Origin of the sequence: Paraburkholderia sp. UCT70 (assembly GCF_050434085.1) — a bacterium.
GTDB lineage: Bacteria > Pseudomonadota > Gammaproteobacteria > Burkholderiales > Burkholderiaceae > Paraburkholderia > Paraburkholderia tuberum.
This window is the reverse complement of the sequence record NZ_JBNPVZ010000002.1, coordinates 1,795,811-1,813,501: the sequence shown is the minus strand read 5'-3', so window position 1 is coordinate 1,813,501 and position 17,691 is coordinate 1,795,811. Positions and strand designations below refer to the sequence as shown.

At 64.4% G+C, this 17,691-nt stretch carries 18 protein-coding genes and 2 pseudogenes; 14 read left to right on the top strand and 6 right to left on the bottom strand.

Features of this window, described 5'->3' with window-relative positions:
- Positions 1-54: 54 nt before the first annotated feature.
- Positions 55-474 (bottom strand): chloride channel protein, encoded by a 420-nt coding sequence (locus OKW41_RS10750; RefSeq protein WP_429572458.1) that lies wholly within the window; start codon positions 472-474, stop codon positions 55-57.
- Here OKW41_RS10750 and OKW41_RS10745 point away from each other — a divergent pair.
- From OKW41_RS10745 to OKW41_RS10730, 4 genes and pseudogenes are all read left to right on the top strand, one after another.
- Positions 412-618 (top strand): annotated as a pseudogene (locus tag OKW41_RS10745) (MarR family winged helix-turn-helix transcriptional regulator); the annotation flags it as partial. The gene OKW41_RS10750 and the pseudogene OKW41_RS10745 overlap by 63 nt on opposite strands.
- Before the next feature lie 368 nt (positions 619-986).
- Positions 987-1,826, top strand: coding sequence for an ATP-binding cassette domain-containing protein (locus tag OKW41_RS10740; RefSeq protein WP_429572457.1), 840 nt, complete (start codon positions 987-989; stop codon positions 1,824-1,826).
- A gap of 56 nt (positions 1,827-1,882) precedes the next feature.
- Positions 1,883-2,878, top strand: a complete 996-nt coding sequence (locus OKW41_RS10735) for an ABC transporter permease (RefSeq protein WP_429443307.1) — start codon at positions 1,883-1,885, stop codon at positions 2,876-2,878.
- Between the two features lie 213 nt (positions 2,879-3,091).
- On the top strand, positions 3,092-4,084 hold the full coding sequence (locus OKW41_RS10730; RefSeq protein ID WP_429443305.1) for a sugar-binding protein: 993 nt from the start codon (positions 3,092-3,094) through the stop codon (positions 4,082-4,084).
- Positions 4,085-4,095: 11 nt separating this feature from the next.
- On the opposite strand, the pseudogene OKW41_RS10725 reads toward OKW41_RS10730, so the two are convergent.
- A pseudogene (locus OKW41_RS10725) lies at positions 4,096-4,562 on the bottom strand (tyrosine-type recombinase/integrase); the annotation flags it as partial.
- A gap of 149 nt (positions 4,563-4,711) precedes the next feature.
- Positions 4,712-5,362: a GTP cyclohydrolase II gene (ribA, locus tag OKW41_RS10720; RefSeq protein WP_090805969.1), complete on the bottom strand. Its 651-nt coding sequence runs from the start codon at positions 5,360-5,362 to the stop codon at positions 4,712-4,714.
- Between the two features lie 336 nt (positions 5,363-5,698).
- Here ribA and OKW41_RS10715 point away from each other — a divergent pair, with 336 nt between their 5' ends.
- Positions 5,699-6,142 carry a CBS domain-containing protein gene (locus OKW41_RS10715; protein WP_429443302.1) on the top strand — a complete coding sequence of 148 codons (444 nt, stop codon included), beginning with the start codon at positions 5,699-5,701 and terminating at the stop codon, positions 6,140-6,142.
- A gap of 254 nt (positions 6,143-6,396) precedes the next feature.
- On the opposite strand, the gene OKW41_RS10710 is transcribed toward OKW41_RS10715, so the two are convergent.
- Both OKW41_RS10710 and OKW41_RS10705 read right to left on the bottom strand, forming a co-directional pair.
- The gene (locus OKW41_RS10710; protein ID WP_429572456.1) at positions 6,397-6,738 is read right to left on the bottom strand and encodes a DUF4148 domain-containing protein; all 342 of its coding nucleotides are present in this window, start codon (positions 6,736-6,738) and stop codon (positions 6,397-6,399) included.
- A gap of 302 nt (positions 6,739-7,040) precedes the next feature.
- On the bottom strand, positions 7,041-7,670 hold the full coding sequence (locus tag OKW41_RS10705; protein ID WP_429572455.1) for a DNA-3-methyladenine glycosylase: 630 nt from the start codon (positions 7,668-7,670) through the stop codon (positions 7,041-7,043).
- Positions 7,671-8,039: 369 nt separating this feature from the next.
- On the opposite strand from OKW41_RS10705, the gene OKW41_RS10700 reads away from it, so the two are divergent.
- Positions 8,040-8,399, top strand: coding sequence for a BON domain-containing protein (locus OKW41_RS10700; protein ID WP_429443295.1), 360 nt, complete (start codon positions 8,040-8,042; stop codon positions 8,397-8,399).
- A 321-nt stretch (positions 8,400-8,720) separates the two neighbouring features.
- Complete coding sequence (locus tag OKW41_RS10695; RefSeq protein ID WP_429572454.1) at positions 8,721-9,803, top strand: calcium:proton antiporter; 1,083 nt, start codon at positions 8,721-8,723, stop codon at positions 9,801-9,803.
- Between the two features lie 35 nt (positions 9,804-9,838).
- On the opposite strand, the gene OKW41_RS10690 is transcribed toward OKW41_RS10695, so the two are convergent.
- Positions 9,839-10,732, bottom strand: a complete 894-nt coding sequence (locus OKW41_RS10690) for a LysR substrate-binding domain-containing protein (protein ID WP_429572453.1) — start codon at positions 10,730-10,732, stop codon at positions 9,839-9,841.
- 491 nt (positions 10,733-11,223) lie between these two features.
- Here OKW41_RS10690 and OKW41_RS10685 point away from each other — a divergent pair, with 491 nt between their 5' ends.
- The 7 genes from OKW41_RS10685 (at position 11,224) to OKW41_RS10655 (ending at position 17,687) form a co-directional block, all read left to right on the top strand.
- Positions 11,224-12,318, top strand: coding sequence for an ABC transporter substrate-binding protein (locus OKW41_RS10685; protein ID WP_429572452.1), 1,095 nt, complete (start codon positions 11,224-11,226; stop codon positions 12,316-12,318).
- A 5-nt stretch (positions 12,319-12,323) separates the two neighbouring features.
- Complete coding sequence (locus tag OKW41_RS10680; RefSeq protein ID WP_429573381.1) at positions 12,324-13,307, top strand: ABC transporter permease; 984 nt, start codon at positions 12,324-12,326, stop codon at positions 13,305-13,307.
- Positions 13,304-14,197: an ABC transporter permease gene (locus OKW41_RS10675; protein ID WP_429443287.1), complete on the top strand. Its 894-nt coding sequence runs from the start codon at positions 13,304-13,306 to the stop codon at positions 14,195-14,197. The genes OKW41_RS10680 and OKW41_RS10675 overlap by 4 nt, the downstream gene beginning before the upstream one ends.
- Positions 14,198-14,222: 25 nt before the next feature.
- Positions 14,223-15,317 (top strand): ABC transporter ATP-binding protein, encoded by a 1,095-nt coding sequence (locus OKW41_RS10670; protein ID WP_429572451.1) that lies wholly within the window; start codon positions 14,223-14,225, stop codon positions 15,315-15,317.
- Between the two features lie 62 nt (positions 15,318-15,379).
- Positions 15,380-16,201: a transporter substrate-binding domain-containing protein gene (locus OKW41_RS10665; RefSeq protein WP_018420884.1), complete on the top strand. Its 822-nt coding sequence runs from the start codon at positions 15,380-15,382 to the stop codon at positions 16,199-16,201.
- Between the two features lie 62 nt (positions 16,202-16,263).
- Positions 16,264-17,028, top strand: coding sequence for an amino acid ABC transporter permease (locus OKW41_RS10660; protein ID WP_429572450.1), 765 nt, complete (start codon positions 16,264-16,266; stop codon positions 17,026-17,028).
- A 2-nt stretch (positions 17,029-17,030) separates the two neighbouring features.
- Entirely contained in the window at positions 17,031-17,687 is a 657-nt protein-coding gene (locus OKW41_RS10655; protein ID WP_184034006.1) for an amino acid ABC transporter permease, read from the top strand.
- The last annotated feature ends 4 nt before the right edge of the window (positions 17,688-17,691 follow it).

The following is a 17,691-nucleotide window of genomic DNA, read 5'->3' as shown; positions in this document are numbered from 1 at the left end:
TGAGAGGTTGATACCGTCAGCGATACCGTCGGGTCACGGCCTTTTTCAACGCGATCAACCCTGAACCACGGTTCGAGCTTCTCTGACCACAACGACCACTTTTAAGGTACAACCACGCCACTTGCCTAACTGAGTCGGCCGGCCGGTGGTCTTGAGGTTTGTTCGACGCCTGCCCATCTCCGCGGGCTCACGAGCGCGTGAAGTCGCACGTTGGTTGTATTGAAGGTTCAAATCGGTGAGATGTGTCTCAACTGCAAGGGCACTCGACGTAGCGATGGCCGATGCGAGCGACTTGACGACCGCCACGACCGGACGGATCACGCCGCCCCCGAAATAGATCGCGTCCATCACTTGTAGCACGCCATGCCCTTTTGCTTCCGGTGCGAAGCGGCTTACCAGCCACGTGACCGCGAAGCCGCCGGGCTCGTCGAGCGTCGCCCCGACGATTCCGACCGGCGACTTGTGCAGGTCCATCTGACGGAAAAAGGCGAGCGGTGTCTGCTGAAGCTCGCGATGCTGCATAAGCGGGAAATCGAGTCATTCGGTTGGGCGCTGGGGCAGTTTCAGGTTCAACAGACGCCACTGGTTGGCGGAGCGGCCAAATCGCCAGATTGGTGATCATGCAGCGGCGCCAGGGTTGAGCATCCGTCGACGGCCGGCGCGCCAGCGACGATCTCCGCGTGCCAGCCCTTTAGCCCGTGTCCGTACGACCCATTCTCAAGACATCCAAGACCGCTTGGGCTAATGGGTGATTACCCTCGCACGGACGCGCCACAAGCTTTCAGGCCTGCCTTAATTGGGGCGATCGTTCTTATCATGCCAGGAGCGGCGACTGTGGCGCGAAGTCCGCTGGAGGACATTTTCCGATGGACGCGAGTGGCTCGACGCCCCTCAGCGGCCACCGCTCGCCGCTTCGTGCGGAGCCGCACTGGACGCGCCTTCCGATTCGGCGGTACGTTCGACAGGTAGCTAAAGTGCCTTGCTAAATGCCCTATCGTGCGCTAAAAAACATCTACTTCCTTCGCGTGTCTACTGGCCGTCCGGCCAATGCCATGGACGCCTCCACCCAGCGAGCACGACTGTCCATGAGTCTTCTTGAGCTCAGAGGCGTTTCCAGGCATTTCGGCGCCATTCAGGCCCTGATCGACGTGACGCTCAGTCTCGAGCCAGGTCAGGTCGTGGGGCTCATGGGCGATAACGGGGCCGGGAAATCGACTTTGGTGAAGGTCGTCGCCGGCAACTTTCCACCTTCGCACGGCGAAATTCTCATCGATGGAAATCCCGTGCATTTCAACAAGCCGGTCGACGCGCGCGCGCGCGGCATCGAAGTCGTCTATCAGGATCTCGCGCTCTGCGACAACCTGACGGCAGCCGCCAACGTTTTCCTTGGCCGCGAACTGCGGGTCGGGTTCGGGCCTATCCGCGTGCTCGATCACGCGACCATGTATCGGCGTGCGGGTGAACTGTTCAAGGCACTGAAGTCCGAGACGCGCCCGCGCGACCTCGTCAGGCAAATGTCGGGGGGACAGCGGCAGGCGGTGGCCATCGCCCGCACGCGCCTCTCGGAAGCGAGGCTCGTTCTCATGGACGAGCCGACCGCCGCGATCAGTGTGCGCCAGGTCGTCGAGGTGCTCGATCTCATCAGACGCCTGTCCGAACACGGTATCGCCGTCATCCTCATCAGCCACCGCATGCCTGACGTATTCGCCGTCGCCCACCGGGTGGTTGTCATGCGGCGCGGGCGCAAGGTCGCGGACAAGAAGGCCGAAGAGTCCTCCCCGGAAGAAGTGACCGGACTGATCACCGGCGCCATCGCCGCTGCCTGAACCTGCCTCGCATCGGAGCCACCACATTGAACGACGCGCCGCGAAGGCCCCCTACAATGCCGCCATTGCTCGATGATCCACAGTCCGCGAGGACGCATACTCGCTGGTCGGGATTGCTCGCAAGCCAGGTGTTCTGGGTCGTGCTGGCAACGATCGTCGCCTGTATCGCCCTGTCTTTCGCGACCTCGACCTTCGCGACCTCCGAGAATCTTTTCAACGTTACGCGAAACTTCGCCTTCGTCGCCATCGTGGCGCTGGGAATGATGGCGGTGATCGTCACGGGCGGCATCGACATTTCGGTTGGCTCGACGATCGGCATCAGCGGTATCGTGCTCTCGGTCGTCATGAACGCGGGCTACCCGATCTGGGCCGGTATCGGCATGGGACTACTGACCGCCGGGCTGGTCGGCCTCGTCAACGGCTTGCTCATCGCGTATCTCGGCATGCAGCCTTTCGTCGTGACGCTCGCCATGCTGAGCGTCGGCCGCAGCCTCGCACTCGTGATCTCCCGCAGCCGGACCATTTTCGATTTCGGCCCCGACGGGAGCAAGCTCCTCGCGCTCGGCGGCGGCGCGACGCTCGGCGTCGCCAATCCGGTGTGGTTCCTGATCCTGCTTGGGCTGTTGTTCTGGTTCGCGTTCGGCTGGACGCGCTGGGGCCGCTACGTGTTCGCGATCGGCGGCAACCGTCATGCGGCGACTCTCACCGGCGTACCGGTGCGCCGCATCGTTTGTTCCGTCTACATGCTCTGCGGCCTCATGGCGGGCGTCGCGGCGATTCTCGAAGTCGGCTGGCTAGGCGCGGTGACGACAGGCCTCGGCACGGGCGACGAACTGCGCGTGATCGCTGCTACGGTGGTCGGCGGGACCAATCTGATCGGCGGGGTTGGCAGCGCCTTCGGCACGATCGTCGGCGCGGCGCTCATCGAGGTCATCCGCAACAGCCTGATCCTGCTCGGCGTCGACGCGTTCTGGCAGGGCACGGTCGTCGGCAGCTTCATCGTCGTCGCGGTGCTCTTCAACAGGCTCGGTGGCGAGCGGCAAGGAGATTGAAATGTCGTTGGACGCGCCGGCCGCTTCCCGGCCGGTGCCGCGGGAAGCGGGTGCGGCCGGATTAGGCGCGGAACTGCCGCACGCATGGGTTCACAAGACCGCGAGGATCCGCTCCAAGGCCGAGTTCCGATTTCGGGCCTGACGTTGGATCGTTATGAAGACTGTGCAGGCCGACATGGGCACCGTAGAGCCGGCGCCGAACAGGAGGAAGCAATGAAGAAACTGTGGATGTGTCTTGCTGCGGCTGGAGGACTCGCGATGCTGGCGTCCCCGGGCTTCGCGGCCGATAAGACCCTTGCGCTGGTGGTGAAGGGTCTCGACAACCCGTACTTCGACCTCATGCATCAAGGATGCGAACGGGCGAACAAGGAACTCAACAAGCAAGGCTACAACTGCTACTACACCGGTCCCGCGACCGCCGCGGACGAGAGCGCGCAAGTGCAGATCATCGACGACCTGCTGACCAAGGGCGTCGCGAGCATGGCGATCTCGCCCGCGAACGCGCCGGCTGTGGGAGAGGTGCTGCGCCGCCGCGGCGGATCGGTCCCGGTCATCACTGCGGATGCCGATCTGCTGCCGAAGGATGCGTCACTGCGCAAGAGCTATGTCGGCACCGACAACTACGAACTGGGCGCCAAGCTTGGCGAGCAGTTGAAGATGCTGATGCCGAAAGGCGGCAATGTCTGCCTGGTGATGGGCAATCCGGCAGCGGAGAACATCAACCAGCGGGCCCAGGGCGCGCGCGACGTGCTCTCCGGAAAGAAAGGGATCACGAAGCTCGCTGGCGAGAACGGCTGGCATGAGATCAGTGGCTGTCCGCTTTACGTGAACGACGACGCCGCCAAGGCGAACCAGATGATGCAGGACACGCTGACCGCCAACCCTACCGGTCTCGACGCCTTTCTGCTAGCGGGCGGCTGGCCTCTCTTTGCGCCGCAGGCCTTTTCGCAGGTTGTCGCGCCGATAATGGACAAGATCAAGAACGGCAAGTTCGTGATCGTCTCGGCGGATACGCTCGGGCCCGAACTGCAAGCGCTCAAGGACCGCAAGGTGAATGTGCTCGTCGGCCAGCGGCCCGAGGAAATGGGCTACCGCGCCGCGATGGTCATGCGTGACCTCGCGGAAGGGAAGTCGGTACCTCAGGTCATTCACACCGGACTCGACGTCTGCACATGGAAGAACGCCGACACTTGCCTGAAGCATTGAAGGCCGGCGGCCCTGATCCAGCCGCCGTCGCACAACGACCTCGGCGCGCCCTACGCGCGGCACGCGCAGATCCGTTGCTCTCTCGTTATGAAGCCCCTTGGGCTTTTGTTTCGGGATCGTCCACCAGAGACCGTCCGCTTCCTCCGCAATCTCCGTGCTCTCCATAGCGACGATCTCGCCACCACGCGTGCCGGTCCAAAGGTAGAGCGTCAATGCATCAGCCACAGTCAAACTGAAGTTCGGCAGCCACCGGATCAATGTACCCAGTTCATCTGCCGATAGCACTCGTTTCTGGGTCCCGGTGTATTTGCCCTCGACCTTGCGCCGTTTGCTCTTCAGTCGCCCTCTCAGAACTTCCCTCCACCAATTCGCGGTGTTTTCAGGAAGACGACCAGCATCAAGTGCGTAATGCCGGGCGCTACCCAGTTCCATGCGAAGGCGCCGGCGTCGACCGGTACGACTCGAGGAAATCGAAAGACTCGGAAGGTTTCTGCACAACGGCACAAAAACGTACGCCAGCATCACAATTTTGGGGTAAGCGAAGCGTCAATATTTTACTTAAAATTCAGATACTTGCGGTATATCCTGCAAGCCTTTGGGCTTACCGGGACAAGCCTGAAAACATGGCTATTCGTTCTCGTCGAAGTAATGCCCGAACTTCAGCTGCTTCGTGCGGATATACCGCTCGTTTTCCTCGCGCATCGGAATCGCGAGCGCGACACGCTCGCACACCGGAATGCCGTGCTTCGACAGCGTGTCGAACTTTTCGGGATTGTTACTCATCAGCCGCACCGACGTGACCTTCAGCGTGCGCAGGATGCCCGCGGCCGAATCGTATTCGCGTGAATCGTCGGGCAGGCCGAGATCGAGGTTGGCTTCGACGGTATCGCGCCCCTGCTCCTGCAGCGCATACGCGCGGATCTTGTTCGACAGACCGATGCCGCGTCCTTCGTGGCCGCGCAGATACAGCAGTACGCCGCAACCCTCTGCCGCGATATAGCGCAGCGCGAGATCGAGCTGCTCGCCGCAGTCGCAGCGATAGGAGCCGAGCACGTCGCCCGTCAGACATTCCGAATGCAGGCGCGTCAGCACCGACGACTGGTTGGCGACATCGCCCATCACGAGCGCGAGATGTTCGGCGCCGCTGTCGACCACGCGAAACACATAGGAAGTGAACGTGCCGTAGCGCGTGGGCAGCGTGGCGGTGGCGTCGAGCACGACGCATTCGCCGGTGACGGCGCCGTCCGCTGCGGGCGATGGATCCTGAGACGTGAGCATGGCGTTGAACAATGGTGCTGGCATGAACCCGGCCGAGCCGGGGATAAGGTGTGGACTGCGAGTTTACCGCTAATCCGCATGCAGCACGCGGATGCCCCTTCGCTTGCACGGGACGCTGCCCCGCGACAAGCCGCACCAGACACGCGCATCAGGCGAAACACGACCCCGAGACCCGAAACAAGCCGACGCGGACCGCGTCAATCCAGCGCGCATCGTCCGGCGCGCCCGAGGTATTCCCGGTGTACCGCGGGCGCGCGTCGCGCCTATACTGGTATCGCCTGTCCCTCACGACAGTGCGCCACTTCGGCGTGCTGCATTGCGAAACGGAGCCGCTCCATGACAAGCGTTGCACAGCTTCTTAAAACGAAACCGAACCCCTCCGACGTCTACACGATCGGCGCCGACGATTCCGTCTACGAGGCGATCCGGTTGATGGCCGAGAAAGGCATCGGCGCGTTGGTGGTGACGGACGGCGACAGCATCGCCGGCATCATCACGGAGCGCGACTACGCGCGCAAGATCGTGCTGATGGACCGATCGTCGAAGGCGACGCCGGTGCGCGACATCATGAGCAAGGCGGTGCGCTTCGTTCGTCCGGACCAGACGACCGAAGAGTGCATGGCGCTGATGACCGAGCGGCGCATGCGTCACCTGCCTGTCATCGACAACGAGAGGCTGGTCGGCATGGTGTCGATTGGCGACCTCGTGAAGGACATCATCGCGGAACAGCAGTTCACGATTCAGCAACTCGAGTTCTATATTCACGGCGAACGGCTCTGACAGGCAGCACGGTTTTCGCTTAGCGACACCGCATCGATCATCCGCGCGGGACCAGACGCAAAAAAAGCCCAAACCTCTAAGAGCTTGGGCCAAGCTACCTTGCGGCAGCGGAGGTTCCTTCGGAAAGAGGAACGCAACGCGCGCGGATCACACGCTCTCGGGCGCATGAGTGCGGCGCGCTCGTTTGAAACAGTACCGGGTATGAAACGCTGTGTGCGCAGTCAAACGACGCGCACACAGATTCTGCTGCCTGCTTAGTTACCGAAATAGACGCTCTTCGGGCCGCTCATCGGCTGCTTCATGCCGCCCGCCTGGGTCGATCCGCTCATCGGCGCGCCGTAACCGCTGGTATCAGCGCTCGGCTGGGTTTGCGCGACGGCCGGATTTTGCGCTTGCACGCGCTGCTCGGCGGCCTGGATGTCGGCCGGATAATTCGGGTCGCTCGAGGTCGACGGGTTGTATCCCGCGTGCTCCAGCTGGATCAGTTCGCTGCGGACTTCCGCGCGGGTGACTGGCTGCTGGCTCGACTGCGCGAACGATACGACTGGCGCGGCGACAAGGGCCGCAATGACAACTGCCTTGATCAGCGATTTCATGATGACTTCCCTCCAATGTGGTTTTATCTGCATCGCCGACACCTCGGTGTCCAGCGAATGACTTGAGTCTAGTCACCGCACTGCCAAGGGAAAACCCTTAATTGCGAGATAGAAAATTGCTCAGTTCGCAACGATCTCGGAAATATCGGTGGAACCGCCTCCGTTAGCATGATCTTCGGGGTAACAATTGCCCGCATCGTCACCTTTGCGTCTGATGTTTCCGAAATACATCTGATCAAAGAAAAAAATCGCCCGCACGCACGCCGAAACGTCTGAATCGATGTACGCGCGTAGCTGCGACGTCATGCGCCCGAATGCGGAATCGTCAGTAGCTTGCGCGGGCCGCTGACGAACGCGCTGCCCGGCTCGAAAAATCGCAACGGACGGTGCATCTCGCGCGACAGGCCGATGCGCGTCGTCACGCCGATCGGCGCGTCGCCAGTCTCGATCACGCCGATCCATAGCCCCCGCCCCGTACACAAATCGCGGCCGTCGAACGTCTGGCCGATGCCGAACGCCACCGTCAGCCGGCCGGGTCCGCGCGCGAGATCGCGCAGCGGCACGCCGGGACGGTGCGCTTCCATCAGCGCGAGTCCTTCGAGCGGTTCGATCGCGCGCAGCAGGATGCCGGCGCCGACCTCCTCCGCTTCGGACGACATGTTGAGCATGTAAGACACGCCGTAGGTCAGCCGCACATAAGCATGACCGCGCGCGAGGAACATCGACCCGTTGTACGGACGACGTCCGATGAACGCATGGCTCGTCGAGTCGCCGAGCGGATACGCCTCGGTCTCGACGATGCGTCCGCTCAGGCGTCCTTCGGGCAGATCGTGCACGAGATATTTGCCGACCATGAAGCGCGCGAGTTCCACGGTATCGGTCGGCAGATCCTCGCGGCGCAACGGCCGGATCGGAAGAGCTTCGTTTCGCATGCGCTGGGTTTCCTCGAGTCGGTGCTGAAATCGGTGCTGAAACCTACGGCCTCGCGACAAGCGCGCAGTCGCCCCACTCCCACGTCATCGACCGGTTACGCTCGACAAATTCGTTGTACCGAAGCCTCATTTTCTGCGCCATGGAAGTCAACATGGCACCAATTGTTGTATTGTGTGCATCCGGCCGGTCACACGGCCGTTTGCATGTTTCGGCGCGCGCTTCGCGGCTCGCTGAAACCGCGTGTCGGCTGAAAGCGTTCGCAGACTGCTGTGCCTGTTCCATTGGCATTGAATCCCGCTGTACCCGCTGGTGTATAAAAATCGACCCCATCCGGGGATCGACGTTCTACGACAACAGGAGATGGTTGAATGAAAGCATTCTCGGCAATCAAGGTGATCGGCGGCGCGCTGGTCGTTCTCGCTTCCCTCAACGCGTACGCGCAAAGCAGCGATGCGGCCGCGACCGCAGCGCCGGCGGCATCGGCACCGACCGCCAAGCAGACTCGCGCGGCTAATCGCGCGCTGCAGAAGAAGGTCCGCGCGGCGCTCGCGCGTACGAAGGGCCTGACCGTCGGCAATATCACCGTGCGCGCACGCGACGGCGCCGTCACGCTGGAAGGCTCGGTGCCGGAACAGGCTCAGATCGAACTCGCGACGAACGCCGCTCAAGGCGTGGCAGGCGTGACGTCGGTGAAGAGCGCACTGTCGATCCGCGCGATGGGCCAGTAATCCGGTCGAACGGCCGAAGAAGTTGCGGTAACAGCAGCAAGCTGGCGTCGACGGCGGAAAGCTCCGCCGCGACGCCAATTTCCCCCTCCGATGCAGCGCTCGACACCATTGCCTCACGGTGCGGCCATCGCACCATCCGACGCGGCGATTCCCCGCGCCCCCGAAACCGCGATATTTTTAATGCGCTACGCGCGTCGCGATGACGACCCGACCGCGTGGCGACGGCTTCTCGGAACGAGTTATCCCCGATAATTTAATAGCTTAACGTCGCTTGTTAAGATATTACTTCAGGTTCACACACGCACCGAAAAGGAAGGCCGCATGACTTCGTCCGCGACCGTCTTGCCTCGTTGGACCCTCGTCGCGCCGATCGTTAGCTGGATCGTGCTCGGCGCCGCCTACGCGATGCCGGGCAACACGCTGCTGCTCGCACTGGCCGGCATGTCGCTATGCGCGGCCGTGTTTGCCGCCGTGCATCATGCCGAAGTGGTCGCGCATCGCGTCGGCGAGCCGTTTGGCACGCTGGTGCTCGCGGTCGCCGTCACGGTGATCGAGGTGGCGCTGATCGTCTCGGTGATGCTGACGTCCGGTCCCGAGAAAGCCGGCCTCGCGCGCGATACGGTATTCGCGGCCGTGATGATCGTCTGCAACGGGCTGGTCGGGCTGTGTCTGCTGGTGGGCGGCATCCGCCATCTGGAACAGGACTTCCAGAGCCGCGGCGCGGCGGCCGCGCTGGCGGTGCTCGCGTCGCTGTCGGTACTGACGCTCGTGATGCCGAATTTCACGACCACCAGCCCTGGGCCTGTCCTTTCGCCGTCGCAGCTCGCGTTTGCCGGCGTGTCGTCGCTGGTGCTGTACTGCGTGTTCGTGTTCGTGCAGACGGTGCGCCATCGCGACTACTTCCTCGCCGGCGTGCCCGACGAAGACGTCCATGCCGAGCCGCCGGGCGCGCGCCTCGCCGCCATCAGCGGCGTGCTGCTGCTTGTGAGCCTCGTCGCGGTCGTGCTGCTCGCGAAAGTGCTGTCGCCGGTGGTCGAGTCCGCGGTGCTGAGCGCGGGCGCGCCGCCGGCGGTGGTCGGTATTGTGATTGCGTCGCTGGTGCTGTTGCCGGAAGGACTCGCGGCGCTGCGCGCAGCGCGCGCCGACCGTCTGCAGACCAGCCTGAACCTCGCGCTCGGCTCGTCACTGGCGAGTATCGGCCTGACTATTCCCACCGTCGCGGGCGTGTTCCTGTACATCGGTCGGCCTATCGTGCTCGGCATCGATGGCAAGGACATGGTGCTGCTCGCGCTCACGCTGGTGGTCGCCACGCTGACGCTCAGCACCGGGCGCACGACAATTCTGCAAGGCGCCGTGCGTCTGTCGCTGTTCGCGGCTTATCTGTTTCTGTCGTTCGCGCCGTGACGCGATGCCTTATCCGACACGGGTGGACGGCAACCTCACTCTTCCCAATGCTCGGCGATCCAGTCGCGGAACAGATTCAGCTTCTGCTGTTGCGCGACTGAGTCCGGGTACACGAAGTAATAGCGCCAGCCGGTCTTCAGCACGGTATCGAACGGCCGCACGAGGCGCCGGGCGGCGACGTCCTCGTCGATTAGCGCGAGGTCGCTGATCGCGACACCGAAGCCCTGCGCGGCGGCGTTGGTCGCCATGTCGAGCGTATCGAAGCTCGGACCGACCTCCGCGTCGATCGTCGCGGCGCCCGCCGAATCGGCTTCCGCGACTTTCGCGAGCCACATCTTCCAGTCGCGGTGATCGCGCGTCGGATGCAGCAGCGTGTGGCGCCCGAGATCGGCCACCTGCGCGAGCGGCTTGTCCTTCAGCAGCTCGGGCGTACAGACCGGCGTCAGACGCTCCTCGAACAGCGACACCGCCTGCACGTCCGCACCGGGCGACGAACCGTAGATGATCGCCGCGTCGAACGGCTCGCTCTGGAAATCGACGTCGTGCTGCCAGGTGGTCGTGATCTGCACGTGCAGATCGGGATAGTCGGACTGGAAGCGCATGATCTTTGGCAGCATCCAGCGCATCACGCAGGTCGGCACCTTGAGCGCGAGATCGGTGCGCTGCCTCGTCAAGCGCAGCGACATTTCCTCGATCCGCGCGAAGCTCTCCTTGACCGCCGGCAGCAGCATTTCGCCCTCGGCGGTCAGCGTCAGCCCCTTTGCGTGACGCCTGAACAGCGGAAACTTGTAGTACTCCTCGAGCGCGATGATCTGCCGGCTGACCGCGCCTTGCGTCAGGCACAGATGATCGGCGGCACGCGTGAAGCTGCGATGGCGCGCGACGGTTTCGAAAATCTGCAGCGCGTTGAGCGGCGGTAGGCGTCGCATCGGATGTCCAGGATCAGAAAAAATCATTGCGTGGCTGCGGCAGCGCCCCTCGCCGCCCTGCCCGTCAAGCCCACAGCATACGCGATCGGCTATGCGCGCACGAGTGGGCGCGCAGGCGAACCCGCATGCGTTCGACTCATGGCATGCGTGCAAACGCCCGTACTGAAGAATGTCGCACCGGCGTGGTGCAAAAAAGCCTTCAGCAATCGCACCAGAACCGAGCTTTCCTCATACCTCGACGCACGCTGGGATTCCTCAGCCAGATATGGACGTTAACCCGCATAAGCCATCGCCCGTAGCTTCCCGCCGCGTCGTCGAATCGCTCGCCCCCGTGATCGCCGGCGGCGAGCCATGAGCGTACGTCATGCCATCCATGCGCATATTTCGATTGTTGCGTGATTTTGGCAAACCTACAGTGCATCCACGCACGGTATATCCGGCAGCGGTCACGGCGAATCATGGGCAACGGGCGTTCAACACAGGAGACCGCCATGCAGCAGATCAAACGGGGTAGAAGGCAGGCCATCAAGATGATCGGTACGGCGCTCGCGGCATCCGCGCTGCCGATGCCGTTCCTCAACCTGCGCGCGCAGGAGCACAACTTCAGCGGCAAGACGCTGCGCATCCTCACGTGGTCGGACGATACCGGCACGGCCGCGCTGCGCAACATCGCCGCGACCTTCACCGCGAAGACCGGCGCGAAGGTCATCGCCGATCGCGCCGACGGCACCTCCGGCATGGTCGCCAAAGTCAAGGCAGCGGGCGAGCGCCCCACCTATGACGTGATCACGCTCGCCGGCGTCGGCGCCTCCGGCCTCGCCGACGCGGGCCTGCTGATGAAGCCCGACCTCGACCGCCTGCCGAACCTGAAAGAAGTCGCGCCGCCATACCGCACCGGCGCGAACGGTTTCGGCGTCGGCTATCTGCTGTGGTCCGACGGCCTCATCTACAACACCGCGACGGTCAAGACGCCGCCTTCGTCGTACGAGGCGCTGTGGGACCCGAAATACGCCGGCCGCGTTTTCCTGCCGCCGCCCGAGTGGGCCGAAGCGGTCGATCTCGCGATCATCGCCGCGAAGATGAACGGCGGCTCGCAGCAGAACATCGAGCCCGGCTTCAAGAAGCTCGCGCAACTCAAAGACCACGTGCTGACGCTCGGCGAGAACCCGAACCAGGTGGCCGACCTGTTCCGCACGGGCTCGCTCGACATCGGCGGCATCTACTCGCCCGCATTTTTCCCGGATCAGATCCGCAAGCCCGAATACAAGATGGGCGTGACCTACGGCATGAAGGAAGGCTTCGCGACGCAGCTGATGTTCACGGTGATTCCGAAAGCGCATCCGGGCGACACCGACCTGATCCACGCGTTCATCAATCACTCACTCGACGCCGGTGTGCAAGGCCGCATGGCCGCCGATGTGCTGAACGGCCCAGTCAATTCGAAAGCGATGATTCCGGCCGAGAGCCGCGCGTTCGTGCCGAGCCCGCAGCAGATCGCCGAGAAAGCCGTGCTGCATGACGACAAGGCGCTCGCCGCCGTGCAGCCGGCATGGATCAAGCGCTACACCGAAATCTTCTCGGCGTAACCACGATGCTCGCGCGCTTCCCGCGGCGTGCCGCGATGATGCCGGACGAAGCCACGCCGGGCCCAGCGCCCGGCGGCGGCGCCTCCGCTTCCGCAGTTGTTGCGACGGCCGCGTCCGACCCCGCTGCCGGCGCAACGACGCTCGCGAAAGCCCGGCCGTGGCTGCTGCTCGCGCCGATCCTGCTGTTTCTGGCGATACTCGGCGCGGCCGCGCTGGTCGTGCTGCGCATGAGCTTCGGCACGTCCGGCAACGAATGGCGCAGCTTCACGCTGCAGAACTACGCGGACCTGCTCGACGGCTACTTCCTGAAATCGTTGTGGCTGACGCTGCGGCTCGCGTTCCAGAGCATGCTGTGCGCGGTCGTGCTCGCAATTCCGGTCGCGCTCGCGATGGCGCGCACGACATCGCGGCTCGCGCGCCGGCTGCTGCTCGCGGGTGTGCTGCTGCCGCTGCTCGTCAATCTGCTGCTGCAAGGCTATGGCTGGCTCGTGATCCTCGGCCCGGCGGGTCTGCTCAATCACGCGCTGCTCGCGAGCGGACTCGTCGAGCGTCCGGTGATGTGGCTGTATCGCGAGCATGGCGTGCTGCTGGGGCTGATCCAGACCGCGTTTCCGCTCGCCGTGCTGCCGCTGTCCAGCGCGATGCGCGCGGTGTCGATCTCGTACGAGGAAGCCGCCGCGACGCTCGGCGCGACGCGCTGGCAAACGCTGCGTCACGTGCTGCTGCCGCTCGCGATGCCGGGCCTCGTGTCGGGCGCGCTGCTGGTGTTCGCGTACAACGCGAGCGCGTTCGCGGTGCCGCTGCTGCTCGGCGGCCGGCGTGTGCCGATGCTCGCGGTGCTGGTGCACGATCAGGTCGCGCCGCTCTTGAACTGGCCGGCCGCCTCCGCTTCCGGCCTGGTGCTGATGATCGCGACGCTCGCCGTGATGGCGCTGTCGCAACGACTCGTGCGCCGCACCCAACGTCTGACCGGGGAGCCTCACGCATGAGCACGCCGCTGCCGAGTTCGCGCCTGCCGCGCACCGAACCTCAGACGCCCCGCTTTCCACGCCTGCCGCAGACGATGCCCGGCCAGCTCGGCCGCGCGACCGCGCTCGTCGCGGGCGTGGTGCTGTTTCTCGCCGCGCTGCCGATCCTGACGATGATCGCGATGTCGTTCAGCGCGGCCGACACGCTCGAATTCCCGCCGCACGCGTACAGCCTGCACTGGTACCGCGCGGCGTGGCACAGCTTCGTGTCACCGGACGCGACCGATACGCTGTCGATGGGCGCCGCGCTGACCACGAGCCTCGTCGTCGCGCTAGCGACGATGCTGATCGCGACGCTGGTCTCCGTGCCCGCCGCGTACGCGCTGTCGCGCTACCGTTTTCACGGCAAGCCGGTGGTCGAGCAACTGGTCGCGCTGCCGCTCGTCTATCCGCTCGTGATGCTCGGCCTGTCGCTGCTGCTGGTGTTCAACGTGCTGCCGGTCGAGCTTGGCGTCGGCCGTCTGATCATCGCGCATGTGATCCTGGCGCTGCCGTTCACGGTGAAGAACTGCGCGGCGTCGGTCGCGTCGATCGGCCCCGAGTTCGAGGAAGCCGCGCTCGTGATGGGCGCGAGCCCCGGCCGCGCGCTCATCGACGTGGTGCTGCCGCTGATGCGCCCCGGCATTCTCGCCGGCATGCTGTTCGCCTTCATCGTGTCGTTCAACGAGTTCACGGTGACGTTCTTCCTGTACAGCATCGATACGATGACGCTGCCGGTGTGGCTTTATAGCCGCACGGTGTCGTCGCTCGATCCGACCGTGTTCTGTTTCGCGGTGGTCATCGTCGCGATCGACTTCGCGCTGATCTGGCTGCTCGAAAAGCTGATCGGCGACGAAGGCGTCGCGCTGTGAACCCGTCACCTTGCTGGAGCTTCCGATGACTCATCTGACCTTGCAGGCCGTCACGCGGCGCTTCGGGGCCGTGCATGCCGTCGACGACGTCGACCTGAGCGTGCCCGACGGCAAGCTCGTGTGCTTTCTCGGCCCGTCCGGCTGCGGCAAGACCACGCTGCTGCGGATGATCGCAGGCCTCGAAACGCCGACCGAGGGCAGCATCCATTTCGCCGGCCGCGACATCACGCGACTGCCGGCCAATCGGCGCGACTTTGGGATGGTGTTCCAGTCGCTCGCGCTGTTTCCGCATATGACGGTCGCGCAGAACGTCGTGTATCCGCTGAAGCTGCGCAAGGTCGCGAAAGAGAAGCAAACGCGCCGCGTCGCCGAGCTGCTCGAACTGATCCAGCTGCCGCACATGGCGAACCGGCCGGTCACGCAACTGTCGGGCGGCCAGCGTCAGCGCGTCGCGATCGCTCGCGCGATTGCTTCGGAGCCCCAACTGCTGCTGCTCGACGAACCGCTGTCCGCGCTCGACGCGAAGCTGCGCGAAGCGATGCAGGTCGAAATCCGCCTGCTGCAGCAACGCCTCGGCATCACGACGATCATGGTCACGCACGACCAGCGCGAAGCGATGACGATGGCCGACGAGATCGTCGTGATGGAGAAAGGCCGCATCGCGCAGGTCGGCAAGCCGCTCGACATCTACCGCGATCCGGTCAGCGAGTTCGTCGCCGACTTCATCGGCCTCGGCAACATCCTGCCGGTGCGGTACGACGGCGCGGGCATCGTGAGCCTGCCGGGCGGACGGCGCATCGCGGTGACGCCGAACCCGAGCGCGCCGCTCGCCGATGCGCGGCAGCCGGGTGCGGCCGGCGACGCGATCCGCCTGCTGATTCGCCCCGAGGACATCTGCGTGAAGGCGGCCACGGAAGCACCGAACGCGAACCGGCTGCCCGGTACCGTCACGTTCATTCGCGACGTCGGCGCCTCGCTCGAAGCGACGATCGATTGCGTCGGCTTCACGCTGACCGCCGCGACCACGCCGCGCGAAACGCCCGGGCTCGCGCTCGGCATGCCGGTGCTCGCCGAGCTGCCACCGCACGCGTGCAAGCTGATCGCCGCGCGCGCCGCCTGATACCCGAACCCATCACACACGCTTCGCTTCGATAAAACCGCATGACGACAGAGGAACAGATGATGAACCAGCGCCCCGCTCTCCAATCGACCCGCCGCGTGTTCGCGACGCTCGCCGCGACGCTCGCGATGACCGCGCTCGGCGCGCTGTGCGCGCTGCCATCGGCCGCGCATGCCGACGCGCTCGACGACATCGCGAAGTCCGGCACCGTGCGCATCGGCGTATTCGAGGACTATCCGCCGTTCGGCTCGATCGGTCCGGACATGAAGCCGGTCGGCTACGACATCGACGTCGCCAATCTGATCGGCAAGGCGCTCAACGCGAAGGTCGAACTGGTGCCGGTCACCGGCGACAACCGCATGGCCTTCCTTGCCGACCACAAGGCCGACATGTTGCTGTCGGTCGGCCAGACGCCCGAGCGCGAAAAAGTGATCGACTTCTCGCAACCCTACGCGCCGTACTACCTCGCGGTGTTCGGCCCGAAGTCGCTGCCGGTGAAAAACGCCGCCGACCTCGGCGGCAAGTCGATCTCGGTCGCGCGCGGCACGCTCGAAGACCTGAGCGTGACGAAGATCGCGCCGCCGTCGGCGAACATCAAACGTTTCGACGATCCGAACGGCGCTATTTCGGCGTTTCTTTCTGGTCAGGTACAGTTGATGGTGGTCGGCAACGACGTCGGCGCGACGATTCTCGCGCGGCATCCGGCGAACGATCCGGAGCAGAAGTTCGCGCTGTTCAGCTCGCCCGATCACGTCGGTCTGAACAAGAACGAGCCGCGCCTGAAGGCGAAGGTCGACGAAACGATTGCCAAGGCCCGCAAGGACGGCACGATGAACGCGATTTCGCAGAAGTGGCTGCGCGCGCCGCTGCCGGCCGATCTTTGAACCCTGTGGCGTGGCGCCGTGAAGGCCGCGCCGCGATCTGATCCTACGATGGGCAAGAGGCCATGACTTACGCGTTCGATTTCAGCGGCTTCGGCCTGTATGCGGGGATGCTCGCGCGCGGCGCCGCCGTGACGCTCGGCCTCACGGCCGTGTCGACCCTGGCGGGTGGGCTGGTGGGGATCGCCGGCGCGAGCATCGCGGCGGCCGGGCCGAAGTGGGCGCGCTGGCTGGTCGCGAGCTACGTCGAGCTGATCCGCAACACGCCTTTTCTGGTGCAGTTGTTCTTCGTGTTTTTCGGCCTGCCGAGCCTCGGCATTCATATCGACGAGATCCAGGCCGCGATTCTTGCGATGACCGTCAATCTCGGCGCGTACGCGATCGAGATCGTGCGCGCCGGCATCGATTCGATTTCGCGCGGCCAGGTGCAGGCCGCCCAGGCGCTCGGCCTGCATGGACGCCAGGTGTTCCGCTACGTCGTGCTGCCGCAGGCGCTCGCCAACGTGTTTCCCGCGCTGCTCGGCCAGGTGCTGATCGTGATGCTCGGCTCGGCCGTCGTGTCGCAGATATCGGTGCCCGACCTGACCTATGCGGCGAACTTCATCCAGTCGCGCAACTTCCGCTCGTTCGAGAGCTACCTGATCATCACGGCGACCTATCTGCTGATGTCGATCGCGTTGCGGCAGCTGTTGAACCGCTTCGGCCGCGGGCTGTTCGCGGGCCGCGCGACACGTGGTCACAACAGCAGTAGCGGCAACGACGGCTTGCCGCGCAACTGGCGCAGCCGCCTGATGTGGCGCGGCGCGCGCACCCTGCCGACGGAGCGCTGATCATGGTCGAATTCACGCTGTGGGACATCGCCCGCAACCTGCTGCTCGCCGCGCGCTGGACCGTGCTGCTGTCGCTGATCGCGTTCGTCGGCGGCGGGATCGTCGGGCTCGTGCTGCTCGCGATGCGCGTGTCGCCGATCGCGTGGCTGCGCCGCATCGTCGTGCTGTACGTCGAGGTGTTTCAGGGCACGCCGCTCCTGATGCAGCTTTTTCTCGCGTTCTTCGGCTTGCCGCTCATCGGCATCGACGTGTCGCCGTGGGCCGCCGCGACCGTCACGCTGACGCTCTATACGAGCGCGTATCTGGTCGACATCTGGCGCGGCTGCGTCGAAGCGGTGCCGCGCGGTCAGTGGGCCGCGGGTGCGAGCCTCGGTATGACGTTCGGCCAGCAGTTGCGCTATATCGTGTGGCCGCAGGCGCTGAAGATCGCGGTCGCGCCGAGCGTCGGTTTTCTCGTGCAGGTGGTCAAGAGCACCGCGCTCGCGTCGATCATCGGCTTCGCCGAACTGACGAAGACCGGCACGATGATCACGAATGCCGCGTTCCGGCCGTTTCCGATCTACGGCATGGTCGCGATGATCTACTTCGCGATGTGTTTTCCGCTGACCTGGTATGCTCGCGTGCTCGAAAAGCGGCAGAAGGTGGGACAGCATCGGTGAGGTG

Bases quoted from the DNA above. Each gene is read 5' to 3' on its own strand.
- OKW41_RS10700 (WP_429443295.1), top strand. From the start codon at position 8,040: ATGAAAGCATTCTCGGCAATCAAGGTGATCGGCGGCGCGCTGGTCGTT.
- OKW41_RS10715 (WP_429443302.1), top strand. From the start codon at position 5,699: ATGACAAGCGTTGCACAGCTTCTTAAAACGAAACCGAACCCCTCCGAC.
- OKW41_RS10735 (WP_429443307.1), top strand. From the start codon at position 1,883: ATGCCGCCATTGCTCGATGATCCACAGTCCGCGAGGACGCATACTCGC.
- OKW41_RS10705 (WP_429572455.1), bottom strand. From the start codon at position 7,670: ATGCGAAACGAAGCTCTTCCGATCCGGCCGTTGCGCCGCGAGGATCTG.
- OKW41_RS10685 (WP_429572452.1), top strand. From the start codon at position 11,224: ATGCAGCAGATCAAACGGGGTAGAAGGCAGGCCATCAAGATGATCGGT.
- OKW41_RS10690 (WP_429572453.1), bottom strand. From the start codon at position 10,732: ATGCGACGCCTACCGCCGCTCAACGCGCTGCAGATTTTCGAAACCGTC.
- OKW41_RS10730 (WP_429443305.1), top strand. From the start codon at position 3,092: ATGAAGAAACTGTGGATGTGTCTTGCTGCGGCTGGAGGACTCGCGATG.
- OKW41_RS10660 (WP_429572450.1), top strand. From the start codon at position 16,264: ATGACTTACGCGTTCGATTTCAGCGGCTTCGGCCTGTATGCGGGGATG.
- OKW41_RS10670 (WP_429572451.1), top strand. From the start codon at position 14,223: ATGACTCATCTGACCTTGCAGGCCGTCACGCGGCGCTTCGGGGCCGTG.
- OKW41_RS10655 (WP_184034006.1), top strand. From the start codon at position 17,031: ATGGTCGAATTCACGCTGTGGGACATCGCCCGCAACCTGCTGCTCGCC.
- OKW41_RS10665 (WP_018420884.1), top strand. From the start codon at position 15,380: ATGAACCAGCGCCCCGCTCTCCAATCGACCCGCCGCGTGTTCGCGACG.
- OKW41_RS10710 (WP_429572456.1), bottom strand. From the start codon at position 6,738: ATGAAATCGCTGATCAAGGCAGTTGTCATTGCGGCCCTTGTCGCCGCG.
- OKW41_RS10680 (WP_429573381.1), top strand. From the start codon at position 12,324: ATGCTCGCGCGCTTCCCGCGGCGTGCCGCGATGATGCCGGACGAAGCC.
- OKW41_RS10695 (WP_429572454.1), top strand. From the start codon at position 8,721: ATGACTTCGTCCGCGACCGTCTTGCCTCGTTGGACCCTCGTCGCGCCG.
- OKW41_RS10750 (WP_429572458.1), bottom strand. From the start codon at position 474: ATGGACCTGCACAAGTCGCCGGTCGGAATCGTCGGGGCGACGCTCGAC.
- OKW41_RS10675 (WP_429443287.1), top strand. From the start codon at position 13,304: ATGAGCACGCCGCTGCCGAGTTCGCGCCTGCCGCGCACCGAACCTCAG.
- ribA (WP_090805969.1), bottom strand. From the start codon at position 5,362: ATGCTCACGTCTCAGGATCCATCGCCCGCAGCGGACGGCGCCGTCACC.
- OKW41_RS10740 (WP_429572457.1), top strand. From the start codon at position 987: ATGCCCTATCGTGCGCTAAAAAACATCTACTTCCTTCGCGTGTCTACT.